Genomic DNA, 12,986 nt, shown 5'->3' with positions numbered 1-12,986 from the left:
TTTTCTTACGAAAAACTTAGCCTACGCTTACGAAGATAGTTTTGCTGCGCAAAACTCAGTTAATGCTTACGAAGATAGTTTTTCTTACGAAAAACTTAGCTTATGCTTACGAAGATAGTTTTGCTCCGCAAAACTCAGCAAATGCTTACGAAGATAGTTTTTCTTACGAAAAACTTAGCCTACGCTTACGAAGATAGTTTTGCTGCGCAAAACTCAGTTAATGCTTACGAAGATAGTTTTTCTTACGAAAAACTTTTAGGAGGAAAAAACATGGATCACATGATGGGTTACAGAAGACCGAACGGCGACGTAGGGATCCGCAATCACCTGCTGATTATTCCTACGGTCATTTGCGCGAACCAAGTTTGCAGCCGCATCAACCAAATGGTACCCGACACGGTAGCGATTCCGCATCAGCATGGCTGCAGCCAAATCGGCGCCGACAAAGAGCGCACGTTCGAGGTGCTGGCGGGCACAGGCAAAAACCCGAACGTCGGCGGCGTTATCATTATCAGCTTGGGCTGTGAGGTTATCGACCCCAACGAATTGGCGGACGCTATCCGTCCTACCGGCAAGCTGGTAGAAGTGTTCGACATTCAGTCGGTCGGCGGTTCCGTCAAGGCCATTCAGCATGGCGCAGAGCTTGCCAAAAAAATGCGCGCCCAATTGGACGCTATGCAGCCTGAGCCGATTCCGTTCAGCGAGCTGATCATCGGCGTAAAATGCGGCGGCTCCGACGCCACATCCGGTCTGGCTTCCAACCCGGCGCTCGGTGCGGCGGCAGATACGCTGATCCAGCACGGCGGCGGCGTCGTTATCGGCGAAACGACCGAGATTATCGGAGCGGAGCATGTACTCGCTTCCCGCTGTGCGACTCCGGAAACCGAGAAGCAGCTGTACCACATCGTGGACCGCTTCGAGAAAGAGGTAGAGCGGATGGGGGCCGACATGCGCGGCGGTAATCCGAGCCCGGGCAATATTGCCGGCGGTTTGACGACGATTGAAGAGAAATCCTTGGGCTGCATCAGCAAATGCGGCACAGCTCCGATCAAAGGGGTTGTAGAATATGCAGAGCAGCTTCCTAAGCATGGTCTGTACTTCATGGATTCCCCTGGTAACGACATTGAGTGTGTGTCCGGTATGGCAGCAGGCGGAGCGCATCTGGTCTGCTTTACGACAGGACGTGGTACGCCGACAGGCTCAGCCGTAATCCCGGTCATCAAAATTACCGGCAACAAGCGGATGTTCCAGCGTATGAGCGATAATATGGACGTCGATGTCAGCGACATGCTGGAAGGCACATTGAGCTTGGAAGACGCCGGTAACATCATCTGGGATGAGATCAAAGCCGTAGCGAACGGGAAGCTCACGAAAGCGGAAGTGCTCGGCCATACGGAGTTCAGCATCAACCGAATCGGACCATCTCTCTAATAGATATACGTGGCATCACGAAGGAGGAAGCGGAATTTGGCAAGGTTAAAAGGGAAGGTCGCTCTGGTCACTGGGGGCAGCCGCGGGATCGGCGAAGCGATCGCCATTCGTTTGGCAGAAGAAGGCGCTCATGTAGCGGTTAACTATACGTCCGACCGTTCGCGCGAACTGGCGGAGAAGGTAAAGGAACAAATCGAGGCTTTGGGCTGCAAATCGATCGTTGTCCAGGCGGATGTAGGCAGTAAGGCTCAAGTGGAAGCGATGTTTAAGCAAGTGGAGGAGCAGCTCGGAGACGTTGAAATCCTGGTTAACAACGCAGGGGTCGCCCCGTTCGAGCCATTCATGAAAGTGACGGAGGAGACTTGGGACCGCACGTTCGCAACGAATGTAAAATCCATTTTCATGTGCTCCCAATTGGCTGCCGAGAAGATGATTCCGAAGCGTTACGGCAAAATTGTCAATGTTCTTTCGACAGCCAGCCTTGTCGTAACAAGTCCGGTCATTCCGCACTATCAATCGTCCAAAGCGGCGGCTCACATGCTGACCAAAGGGATGGCGATCGAGCTCGGCAAGTATAACATTAACATCAATGCCGTCGGGCCAAGCACCGTAGATACGGATATGTGTACCGACTTCCTGGCGGATCCGGCTATTCGCGCCAAAGAAATTGAAGCGAACCCGATGAAACGTCTGGGCACGGCTCGCCAGATTGGCGACGCCGTGGTATTCCTCGCTTCCGATGAAGCGATGCAGGTTAACGGACATTTGCTTATGGTAGACGGCGGCCTGACCGTCAAGGCTGCACAGCCGGAAGATCACATGGAACATTAAACCCCATTCAAAACACAACAAGTCCTTCGTTGATGAAGGGCTTGTTTTTATTTTGTCACAGTGAATCGCGTACAGAAATTCCTATCCGAAGTTGCCCCTTCTTTTGGGGAATATGTACATTTTCTGAAAAATGATAGGTTTTGCAGCAGGACGGTTAATAGAGTTAAAATGGTTTCAACAAGATTTGGCTGTACATCCTATCATTCGACAAAATTAGACAAGAAATCTAATAGTCTCCTAATAATTGCCTTAAACTTTTTAAAAGTTTATCTCCTATAGTAGAACTATAACCACCACATCCAGATTTAGCGAGATGCGAAATGCAAGCTAAAAGTCGGATTGACGAAAACCGGATTTTCAGCATCTCTGAATTTCCATGGTTTGTCGACAGATTAGTTTTGCTTACGAAGTCCGTTTTTGCTTGGCAAAACTCTAAGGAGATGATCCCATGAAGAACATTCAATTGCTGCATAAAGGAAAAGTTTATCAAGCGCATGTCGGGTATGAACAAGAGGAGTTTATGGAGGTTGGGATTGAAGCGGACACGAAGCTCGCCGATGGCGATGACGTGCTGTGCTTTGATTTCAAACGACGTCAAAATATGAGAATATTGCACAATAACAACTCCAAAATTTTGCTGGTACCGGCGGATTCGGAACTTTTTCATATTAAGGCAAAGCCCCAAAAAGTATTCGATGAATGGCTGAATGAAGGGCAGGTAAAATATACAAGGTACAAACTGAACACCTTTGCCACCATCAGCGAGGATTTCAAAACGACGGCGGTGCGGGTTGTCGATGTAAGCCGGTTTGGCATAGGCTTTGAAATTAACGATTTTTCCATAAAAATGCATGAGGTTTACGATAGCACGATGTTTTGCGATGAGGAGAGCATTCATTTAAAGCTTGTCGTGCGGTACGCGCATATTTTGGAAAAGACGATTCGCTATGGTGCGGAAATCGAGAGCATTTCCTCCGGTGACCTTAATAAGTTCAGATACTACATTGCGATGCAGCAGTTCAAGCAAATGATGCTGGCATGAGAGAAAACCAAGCGGCTTAAAGGAGCTGCTTGGTTTTTTGCGTTCGCCGTTTAGGAGGCGCTTATGATTTTGGCATAGACCAGGGTCCAGTGTCCGTAACGCCACTTCCATAAGGATTCCGCAATGGCAATCGTGTTGTCGTTAGATAGCATCGCGATGTGCTGGATTCCTTTCATCTCCCAGATACCGTCCGTGTCCCGGTCGACCGGCTCCAGCTTATGAAACCCGCTGCTTATGATGCTGGCTGGCTGAAGCAGCCGTCCGTTTTGATAATAGCCCATAGCTTCGTAGAGCGATTTTCGTTCGGAGAGCTCCAGCATGTACGTCTCATTCGTATTTTGAATCATCACCGGCACCTTATAATGATCCTTGAGCACCCCTTTTAATGCAAGCGGAGGGGGCAAAGGCAATGCAACAGGCTGCTGATCCTGAATCGTGTATAGGACTATTGACGGAGACCCGCCTTGACTGTCGGGAGAGACATATACACAAATATCGTTGATCCTGTCTCCGTTGACATCGAGCAATTGTATAGAGGGATTGTAACCGCCCGGCAAGGCAATATCCATAGGTCTCGTTTCAGAAGAAATCAGGACACGGATGTTCAACTTATCATAATAACCGGAGGAGGGACTCTGATTGGTGCCGCTAAGCGTGATGGCATCCGGAATGGAATCTCCCGTGAGGTCGGCTTTGACAGCCTGGAGCAGATAGGTAGAGCTGACGTGCTCCGAATCCTTGTTCTGCTTAGGCGAAGGGAGATCGGCAGCCGCAGGTGAGGTACGTACAGACGAGACGATAGTGATGATCAGTGCAGCGAGAAGCAGCATTTTGTTCCGAAGATGTGCCATGAGCCCAGTGCCTCCGTATCACGGTAGTTGTTTCTATAGTATGGATGATACTTCCATCCTTTATGAAAATTTTCGGAGAAACATGCAAGCCTTCATGCAGGAAAAAACTTGAAAGATACCTGTTGCTTTTTGGCATAACACGTGTTATTTTTGGTTTGAGGTGCCATACATGAACAAAAGAGTAACCAGCTTTGACGTAGCAAAACGGGCAGGCGTATCCCGAAGCGTCGTGTCCGCCGTATTGAACGGAACGCCGGGCATCGGTGTGAGCGAGGAGAAGCGCAAATTGGTGCTGGAAGTCATCCGGGAGCTGAATTATCAGGTGGATGCGCAAGCGCGCGGAATGAAAACCGGGAGAAGCCATTGCTTGGCCGCATACGGGAATGTTTCGAATCCGATGTTTTTGCAGGTGCTTGAGGGAATGCAGGAGGTTTGCGCAAGCCAGGGGTACCACGTGCTGTTATACCCGTCAGGCAGCTCACAGCAAAGACAGGAGAGTATGCTGGATTTATTTTTACAGCGCCGTATTGATGGAATCATGGCATTGGACCGGCCGCATCGGGTGGATGAGGAATGGGTGCAGACCGTCCATCAATATCAGCTGCCTTACGTTTCCGTAGAGGGGTATCACGATCACTCCGGTATTCCTTCCGTGTTGATGGATTACGAGGAGAGCGTTCATCGCGCATTGGATTTCATGTGGGAACGAACGAAGCTGATGCCTGCCTATCTGGAGCTCCGCCATCCTACTCCGCTTGGCTGGGGGGATCAGGAACGGCGTAAGGCTTATGAAGGATGGGCTGCCTCTCATGGCGTGGAGCCTCTCATTTTCACTGAAACGGATGGGCCCTGGATTGAGAGGGCGCAGTTCTGGACACAGTGGACCCGGGAATTTCAGCCCTTATCCAGAGTCTTGCTGACGAACTGGTCCCGCGGAGCGGTATACGTCAGCCGTGCCGCTCAGATGCTCGGGATGCAGCCGGGCAAAGACATCCATCTTATGGCATGCGATAATACAGAACGAATCAACCAGCATTTGTTCCCGGCTATTACCTCCATTGAAGTACCTTATCGGGAGATGGGGCGGCTGGCCGCGCAAAGACTCCTCGAATATGTCGAAGGGCGCCGCGGGATGGAGGATAAAAGCGGCATTTGGGTAAAAGCGATGCTGGAAGAGAGAGAAAGCGTCGGACGGCTGACATAATTTTTTTTGATAGGATATAACACGTGTTATTTCATCCGAAATCAAGGAGGCATCAACATGCTGTTTACATTGGAAAAGCTGCAAGAGCGTTTGCGCGAGCTGTCGGAATTTCGATATAGAGACCGCCGGAGAATCGAAGCCTTCGATAGCTTGGAGGATCGGGAAGGACGGACGGGAGAGCGGCCGCCATGGCCGTTATCGCAGAATAAGGAAGCAGGGACTATGCGGATCGGCGATCGCTGGGAAGGAAGCGACCGTTATCTCTGGCTTGCTGCGGAGACGGAAATACCTGAAGCATGGCAAGGACGCAGGGTGCTGGGGCGGTTTGATTTTGGCAGAACGGGCGGGGGGAACAACTCCGGATTTGAATCGCTGCTGTATGTCAATGGCGAGCCCTATCAGGGGGTGGACGGCAATCATAAGGAAGTATTTTTTCAGGGTCACGATGCCGGGGCTGTGCTTCAGCTTTGTTTCCGGTTATGGTCCGGCATGGGGGGGTACCTGCCGAACACGGTGCAGGAGCATCAGCTGAAGCAGGCGGAGCTGTGCTGGCTGGATGAGGACGCTGATGATCTTTATTATACGGCCCTGGCCATGCTGCAGGTGGTGCGGGAGCTGGATGAGCATGCCCCGGAGGGTGTCATGCTGCTGTCTGCTGTGGATCAGGCCTTTTTACTGCTCGACTGGTCAAAACCGGGCTCGGAGAATTTCTATGCATCTGTAACCGCCGCGGTGGCAAGCCTTCGAGAAGCGGTACAGAAGCTGCCTAAGCACCACCCCGTGACAGTTCGGTGCATCGGACATACCCATATTGATGTGGCCTGGCTGTGGAGATTGAAGCATACGCGGGAAAAGGCGGCACGCTCCTTCTCTACCGTTCTTCGCCTGATGGAGCAGTTTCCGGATTACATATTCCTGCAAACAATGCCGCAGCTGTACGATTATATCAAAAATGATTATCCGGATATTTATGCCCAAATCAAAGAAAAGGTCGGCCAAGGCCAATGGGAAGCAGGCGGCGGCATGTGGCTGGAGGCGGATTGCAACTTGACCTCCGGAGAATCGATCGTGCGCCAGCTTTTGTACGGAACCCGGTTTTTGAAGGAAGAATTCGGTGTGGAGTGTACCTATCTATGGCTTCCCGACGTCTTCGGTTATAGCTGGGCGCTGCCGCAAATCCTGCGCAAATCAGGAATTTCCACGTTCATGACGACCAAAATCAGCTGGAACCAATATAACCGGATGCCGCATGATACGTTTCGATGGCGAGGCATGGACGGGACAGAAATATTGACTCATTTCATTACAACGCCGGACAATGCCGGAGGGTGGCTGTACACCTACAACGGGGAAGTGACTGCCCGTACAGTCAAAGGCATATGGGAAACGTACCGGGATAAGCCGATCAACCGGGAGCTGCTGCTTTCATACGGTTACGGAGACGGGGGAGGCGGAGTGAACCGGGAAATGCTCGAGCTGAGAAGAAGGCTTCATGAGCTGCCGGGTATTCCTCAAGTGACGACGGGACGGGTTGACGAGTATTTCGAAGCCCTTCAGCAAACGGTTGCCGATACGAAGGAATATGTCCATACATGGGACGGAGAGCTGTATTTGGAGCTGCACCGGGGCACGTATACCAGCCAAGCCTACAATAAGCTGATGAATCGCAAGCTGGAGCTGTTCAGCAGGGAGGCGGAATGGATGGGGGTGATGGGCAGCCTGGCTCAAGGGGACTGGTCCGTCTATGCCCGGAATGAGCTGGCGGAGGCATGGAAAATCGTGCTGCGCAACCAATTCCACGATATTATTCCTGGTTCCTCCATTCATGAGGTGTATGAGGATTCCAGAATCGAATACGAGGAGGCCGAGAACAGAATCCAAAAGGCTTACATGCAAGCCGCGGCAGGGCTTGTTGCAGAAGTGGAGCAGGCCGGTCAAACGACGGTCACTGTATGGAATAGTGCAGGCTGGGAGCGCAGCGGTCTAGTCTTTATCTCAGCGGATAATCTGACGGATCAGGGCGCACAGGGAAGCTGGGTGGACTGCTCGGGCCGTATGCTGGAAGGCCAGCGGGATAAGGCAGGCTGGTGGGTACAGGTCGAGAATGTGCCTCCGCTCGGGCACTCCGCCATTCGGTGGATTCCAGGCCGCGGCGCTTCCGCAGACAAGATAACCGAACCTTTTGTCATGGAAGAAAAGGGTATCGATACGCCGTTTTATAACCTGCAATGGAATGACAACGGGCAATTAATTTCCATCTGGGACAAAGCGGCAGAGCGCGAAGTGCTGGCTGAAGGAGCGAAGGGCAACGTGCTACAGGTGTTTGAGGATAAACCGAAGGGGCGGCATGAGGCGTGGGACATCGATATTTTTTATGCGCAAAAAATGGAAGAAGTTTGCTCACTCCAATCTGTAGAGCTCGTTGAAAAGGGAGCGGTTCGTGCGGTCGTCCGGTTTGTCTGGAGCTATAAAGCCTCGACCATAGAGCAGGAGCTGATAGTGTATGCTCATTCCCGGCGGATGGATTTCAAAACAATGGTTGACTGGCACGAGCAGCGGAAGCTGCTGAAGACGGCGTTCCCTGTGGAGGTGCGCTCAACCGAGGCGACCTATGATATTCAGTTCGGGAACGTCAAGCGGCCTACCCACTGGAATACGAGCTGGGATTATGCGATGTTCGAAGTGGTTGGGCATCAATGGGCCGATTTGTCGGAGCGAGGCTATGGCGTCAGCCTGATGAACGATTGCAAGTATGGATACGACATTAAGGACCACGTCATTCGATTAACGCTGTTGAAATCGGCGCTGGTTCCCGATCCGCAGGCCGATCAGGGAGAGCACAGCTTTACTTATTCCCTTATGCCGCATACCGGGGACTGGATGACCGGCAGAACGGTAGAAGAAGCATGGGATTTGAACGCACCGATGCAGACTCAGGCGGGAGAAGCCAAGGTGCCGGGCTCACTGTTCCGTATCACAGGAGGTCATGTTCATATCGATGCCGTGAAGCAAGCGGAGGATGGCGGCCGGGTCGTGCTGCGCTTCCATGAGTTTGCCGGGCAAAGAGGAACGATACAGCTATCGAGCGATTATAACGTTCAAAGCTGGCAGGAGTGCGATCTGATGGAGCGTCCGATAGGCGACCCTGTTCAAGCAGCGATTCATAAGCTGCCACTGAAGCCGTATGAAATCAAAACTTTCCTGGTCGACATGCGATAATGGATAAAAGAAAACCACCCCGTCTCCTTATGCAAGTATCATTCGCATAAGGGGAAAGGGGTGGCTTTTTACTGCATACGAGGGATTATCTTGGGTAGTGCTATGGTGTTACCAAGCTTGCCCATCGGGTATATGGCATTAATTGCCCCAATCCTGTGTCAGCTGCTTCACAAGGCGTTTGGCCGTGCCGGAAGGCGTTTCAATGGTTTCATACACATTGATGCTCAGCTTATTATCGAACGCCTCGGTCTTAATATTGGAGAAGCTGATTTTTTGATTGCCGCTAACGAGCTTCTCTGTGCCTGTAAAGCTGGCCGAGGTGGAGCCCAGGATACGTCCTTGTCCGTCTACGAGGTCAAACTCCATTTTGGAGAAGTTCTGATCCACAATGACAGGGTCCTTACGGGTGATGTTAAGGTCCAGACTCAGCTGATATACGTATCCGCTATTGTACAAGGTTGCGATGCTGTAGGCGTCGAAGGAGACCTCGAACGGATAGAAGCTGATGACCTTATCGTTCGATTCGCTTTGGACGGCAACCTGGAACGAACCGATAGACAGCTTGTTAGGAGCGGCGGACTTCGGATCTATGACGTTCAAGGCAAGGCTTTGCCCGGTTACATCGGTCGGAATCATATAGGAGTAACTGACGACATAGCTGGTGTTAGGCATAATCGTAGCAGCCGAGGAGGATTGCTTCACCCCGGAGAACGATTCGCCCCATTCATTCACCAGCTCGGTGCCGATATCCGGAGTAGGCAGCGTTCCATTGCCTTTGTTCGTAATTTTATATTTGGCGATCGCTGTTTTATAGCCGTAATCCGTGTTCTCGTGCATGTGCAGCTCCACAAGCGAAATTTCCAGGTTCTTGTCAATCAAGCCGTTCGGCGCCAGGCTCAGCGGAGTACCCATTTGATAAGGCTTCGCCTGCACCACTGCGCTGTTGGTTTGCTGAATACCCTTCAGATCAATGATCATAACAGGATAGCTGTTGACATTGACAGTGCTGACACTGCTTTTGCTGGAACTGCTGTTACTGTTGCTGCTGCTGGATGAATTCGTATTCGTTGATTCATTGGCTGCTCCGGCCGTGCTTGAGCTGTTGGCTGTCGTAGAGCTTGTCGATGCTTTTGAGCTGCTCGTACTGGAATTGCCCGTTCCGTTATTCGAGCTTGAATTTGAACTGGAACCGGAGGAGGTACTGCCCGGCGATTCCATCAAAGCCAGCTTGACGGAGGCAGGATCGATCCCGCCAGGTACCAGCACGGAAAAATTATAAGTAGCGGACTGGCCCGGAGCCAAAAATCCGGTGGTTACGGATTTATCCTGCACCGAAGCGGCCAAGGTCTCCGAATCAAGCAAATAGGTGGCTGATAATGCAGGCAGTGCAAGAACCTCGCTGCCGTCATTGCGCAGGGTCACGGTGCTTTGGACAAGGAAGCCGTCATTTTGTCTTGTAGACGTTGCTTGCTCGGCTTTGATTTTTAAGCCTTTGTCCGTACCATACAGCGAATAAGGCTGTTCAGTTCCAAGCGCCACAGTGGCAATTGTGCCGGTTAAAGGGACGCTGCCGGCCACGCGGTCCACAGAATCCTCCGTATAGAAGGCTTCCAGAGCATAGGAATTAGCATCGAAGGAAGCCGGCACCGGTGTACGGAGTCTCACCTTTGTCAGCTTATCCGGGATCAACGTGTCTTGTCCGCCGTTGACCAGGGAGGCGGTATAGGTTATAGAATCGCTGCCCTTCAGTCTGAATTGCAGTCCGGATGGGAGCTGGAAGTTCGATGATCCTGCATTTCGGACATACAGGTCGGTGAACAAATATTGGACCCCGTTCTCCGTCACCGGATAGCTTTGGCCAAGCCGCATGGCGACCAAGGCATCCTGGCTGTAAGAGGAGTCAACATCCTTCAACGAAATGAGCATCAGCTTGGCAGGATCGAGCTCGCTGGATACCGCAGAGGATACAGGAAGCTCGCCTATGGTACGGGTAAAGGTCGAAGAGCCCGAATCCCATGCGAACAGCTGAACCTTCAGATTTTGTGCGGAGGCATTTTTTCCGAGCTGGGAAACGAAGCTGTATTGCTGCTCCTGACCCGGGCTAACGCGGGCATTCTGCTTGCTTGTCAGCTTGGCAGGGTAGCTGCTGCCTTGTTCGTCAATAATTTGAACGCCATAACCGTTAAAATCTACCGCACCTTCGCTGCCGTTGTGCATTTTGATAGAAAATTGCAGCGCGGACGATTCAGAACCCGCAGTGAAGGTGGCGTTCTCCAATGTAAAGTAGGTATCGTTCGCAATAAACACTCCCGGTTTGCCGGCAGAAGCCAACGGAACGTTGGCCATTAACGCGGTGCAAACGGCGAGCGTGCAAAGTAACGTTGTTTTTCTCGCTCTGAACGGCGGCTTCTTGGATTTGTCTTTCAACAGAATTCTCCTCCCATGTTTCGTTATCTGTAGCACTTGTCAGTCGGTACGAAGGGCGTCGATCGGACGGAGCTTGGAAGCTTTGTTCGCCGGATATAGACCGAAGATCATGCCAACGGCTACCGAGAACAAGAACGAGTACAGCCCGACCTCGAACGACAGCTGGGTCTCCTGTTTCGGGTTGAAATAAGGCCAGGCGAGCGAAAGTCCGCAGCCGAGCAGCAGTCCGATAATGCCGCCGAGGCCGCTGATGACCGTCGCTTCGATCAGAAATTGCATCAGAATATTGCGGCGTTTGGCTCCGATAGATTTGCGGATGCCGATCTCCCGCGTCCGTTCGCTGACAGTGACGAGCATAATGTTCATAATCCCGATGCCGCCGACGAGCAGCGAAATGCAGGCTACGCTGATCAGCTGATTGTTCAAGGAACTCGACGCAGCGACACGGGCTTTCATCAGCTCATCCTGGTTCATTACCTGGAATCCGGAGTCCGATTTGAATTTATACGTCAAATACTGCGTAATCGTAGTTTGGGCCTGGGCCAGCTGTTCTTTCGTAGGCGCCTCCAAATAGGTCGTACGGATGTTTCCGAGCTTGAATGACCTTTGAGCGGTAACCAGCGGGACGAAGACGGAATCGTCCAGCGATACGCCCCCGCCAATATTGGAGCCCTTTTCCTTAAGAACACCGGCAACGGTGAAGACGATACCGTCAATGTTGATGTCTTCCCCGACCGGGTCCAGATTCCCGAAATATTTTTGAGCTACCGTGGAGCCTAATACGGCTATTTGATTGCGGAAATCGAGATCTGCCGCAGCGATAAACCGGCCGGAGGCGACCTCGCCCTTCATAAGGCTTAAATAATTTTCATTCGTACCCACCACAGTGTATTTCTCCTGCGTGTGGTCGTATTTAATATTGGAGCTTCCCTTGACGATCGTCGGGGCAATTGTCTGAATTTCGGGAAGCTGCTCCAGCTGCATCAGATCGTTATAATCCAGCTGGGTTGCGCGTCCGACGCCCATGACGTTAACGACGATCAGGTTCGTTCCGAGTGCTTCATATTGCTTTTCAATGGCTGCTGAAGTCCCTTGTCCGATAGAGACGAGAGTTACGACCGAGCTGACGCCGATAATAACCCCGAGCATGGTCAGCAGGGTACGCATCGGATTGTTCACGACGGTACGCATCGCCATATAAATAAGTTCGGGCAGCTTCATCTCATCACCTCTACTGCGTGCTTGATTTCAGCAGGCTGCGAGGGAAGAGGACGAAGCCGTTCGTCCCGGACAATCTCTCCGTCACGGATAGAGATTACCCGTCTTGCGTTCTCGGCTATATGATTATCATGGGTAATCAGTACGATGGTATTGCCTTGATCGTTCAGCCTGATCATCAGCTCCAGCACTTCGTTGCCGGTCTTTGAATCCAAGGCCCCGGTCGGTTCGTCCGCCAGCAGTAGCGAGGGGGAGATGGATAAGGCTCGCGCGATCGCAACACGCTGCTGCTGACCGCCCGAGAGCTCGCTCGGCTTGTGGTGGCCGCGGGTACCCATGCCGAGCAGCTCCAGCATTTCCTGCGCCTTTTCCCGCCGGACTTTTTTGCTGACTCCTGCATAGATCATGGGCAGCTCAACATTCTCAATGGCGTTCAACTTGGGCAGCAGATTAAACTGCTGAAAGATAAAGCCGATCTTTTTATTGCGAAACTCGGCCAATTGATTGTCGCTCATCTTCTCCGTGGCTACGCCGTCCAGCTTGTAGGAGCCGGAGGTAGGAACGTCCAGCAGGCCGATCGTGTTCATGAGCGTGGATTTACCCGATCCGCTGGGACCGACAATGGCCACAAAATCACCCGTTGTGACCGTCATTGATACACCTTTGAGGATTTGCAGCTTCTCTGCACCTCGCTCGTATGATTTCGTGATGTCTTTCAATTCAATGATAGCTTCCATAGGGAGATCCTCCTTTCCATGCTATT

9 protein-coding genes are annotated in these 12,986 nt (G+C 51.8%); 5 read left to right on the top strand and 4 right to left on the bottom strand.

The window, feature by feature from the left end; all coding sequences use genetic code 11:
• Positions 1-270 precede the first annotated feature (270 nt).
• The 3 genes from GGC63_RS04025 (at position 271) to GGC63_RS04015 (ending at position 3,304) form a co-directional block, all read left to right on the top strand.
• The gene (locus GGC63_RS04025; RefSeq protein ID WP_079908340.1) at positions 271-1,431 is read left to right on the top strand and encodes a UxaA family hydrolase; all 1,161 of its coding nucleotides are present in this window, start codon (positions 271-273) and stop codon (positions 1,429-1,431) included.
• A gap of 36 nt (positions 1,432-1,467) precedes the next feature.
• On the top strand, positions 1,468-2,262 hold the full coding sequence (locus tag GGC63_RS04020) for an SDR family NAD(P)-dependent oxidoreductase (RefSeq protein WP_079908341.1): 795 nt from the start codon (positions 1,468-1,470) through the stop codon (positions 2,260-2,262).
• Between the two features lie 448 nt (positions 2,263-2,710).
• Positions 2,711-3,304 carry a PilZ domain-containing protein gene (locus GGC63_RS04015; protein ID WP_192701176.1) on the top strand — a complete coding sequence of 198 codons (594 nt, stop codon included), beginning with the start codon at positions 2,711-2,713 and terminating at the stop codon, positions 3,302-3,304.
• Positions 3,305-3,354: 50 nt separating this feature from the next.
• Here GGC63_RS04015 and GGC63_RS04010 read toward each other — a convergent pair whose 3' ends face one another.
• Positions 3,355-4,155 carry a hypothetical protein gene (locus GGC63_RS04010; RefSeq protein WP_192701175.1) on the bottom strand — a complete coding sequence of 267 codons (801 nt, stop codon included), beginning with the start codon at positions 4,153-4,155 and terminating at the stop codon, positions 3,355-3,357.
• A 169-nt stretch (positions 4,156-4,324) separates the two neighbouring features.
• Between GGC63_RS04010 and GGC63_RS04005 the strand changes: the two genes are divergently transcribed.
• Entirely contained in the window at positions 4,325-5,359 is a 1,035-nt protein-coding gene (locus GGC63_RS04005) for a LacI family DNA-binding transcriptional regulator (protein ID WP_192701174.1), read from the top strand.
• Positions 5,360-5,416: 57 nt separating this feature from the next.
• A complete protein-coding gene (locus GGC63_RS04000; protein WP_192701173.1) occupies positions 5,417-8,578 on the top strand; it encodes an alpha-mannosidase in 3,162 nt (1,053 codons plus the stop codon).
• A 138-nt stretch (positions 8,579-8,716) separates the two neighbouring features.
• Here GGC63_RS04000 and GGC63_RS03995 read toward each other — a convergent pair whose 3' ends face one another.
• Genes GGC63_RS03995 through GGC63_RS03985 form a run of 3 tightly spaced genes read right to left on the bottom strand, consistent with a single transcriptional unit; the run spans position 8,717 to position 12,960 of the window.
• The gene (locus GGC63_RS03995) at positions 8,717-11,005 is read right to left on the bottom strand and encodes a hypothetical protein (protein WP_192701172.1); all 2,289 of its coding nucleotides are present in this window, start codon (positions 11,003-11,005) and stop codon (positions 8,717-8,719) included.
• Positions 11,006-11,044: 39 nt separating this feature from the next.
• A complete protein-coding gene (locus tag GGC63_RS03990) occupies positions 11,045-12,226 on the bottom strand; it encodes an ABC transporter permease (protein ID WP_192701171.1) in 1,182 nt (393 codons plus the stop codon).
• Positions 12,223-12,960, bottom strand: a complete 738-nt coding sequence (locus GGC63_RS03985) for an ABC transporter ATP-binding protein (RefSeq protein ID WP_225947890.1) — start codon at positions 12,958-12,960, stop codon at positions 12,223-12,225. Before GGC63_RS03985 ends, GGC63_RS03990 begins: the two co-directional genes overlap by 4 nt.
• Positions 12,961-12,986 lie beyond the last annotated feature (26 nt).

The sequence above is a fragment of the Paenibacillus sp. OAS669 genome (assembly GCF_014873645.1).
Lineage (GTDB): Bacteria > Bacillota > Bacilli > Paenibacillales > NBRC-103111 > Paenibacillus_S > Paenibacillus_S vulneris.
The sequence above is the reverse complement of the archived record's forward strand: the minus strand, read 5'-3'. Positions and strand labels throughout refer to the sequence as shown.